Below are 587 nucleotides of genomic sequence, written 5' to 3' on the forward strand. Positions count from 1 at the left end.
TTTCTTATCTTTATACGCATCGTCTAGCGCACCAAGTACCAAGTCTGTGGTCATACGATCACCAAGCCGCCAGCCTACAATCTCACGCGTACAGAGATCTAGGATGCTTGCTAGATAGAGTCTGCCTTCGCGGCAAGGGATGTAGGTAATATCCGCAACCCAAGTCGTGTTGGGTTTCTCTGTAGCAAACTTCTGGTTCAATATGTTGGGTGCTATGGGTTCGTCATGATTGGAATCTGTTGTTTTCACTCTGAATCTACGTGAGACGCAGGAACGAAGGCCTAACTCCTTCATATATTTACCTACCGTACGCTCGCATGTTTCAATGCCTTCCAAGGACAACATGAGAGTGATCTTTGGGCTGCCATACCGCTGTAGAGTATCGTTGAAGTGATAAGTGATCCGCTTCATAACTTCTGCCTTACGCAGTGCCTGCTCGCTTGGTTTAGCTTGTCTCCATTTGTAATAACCGCTCCTTGAAACCTTCATCACTTTGCACATCTTCTCCAATCGAAATTCAGAGCGATGATTTTCGATAAACTGGAACCTTAGTTCTTTTCTTTGCTGAAGATGTGCAGAGCCTTTTT

General features: G+C 45.3%; 1 protein-coding gene. It reads right to left on the reverse strand.

Translation table 11 applies throughout. The annotated features are described in order from the left end of the window. Positions 1-587, reverse strand: a 587-nt coding sequence (locus AC1D7X_RS25840) for an IS3 family transposase (RefSeq protein WP_495476444.1), incomplete at both ends; no start/stop codon positions are given.

It is taken from the genome of Paenibacillus sp. Y568 (genome assembly GCF_059445545.1).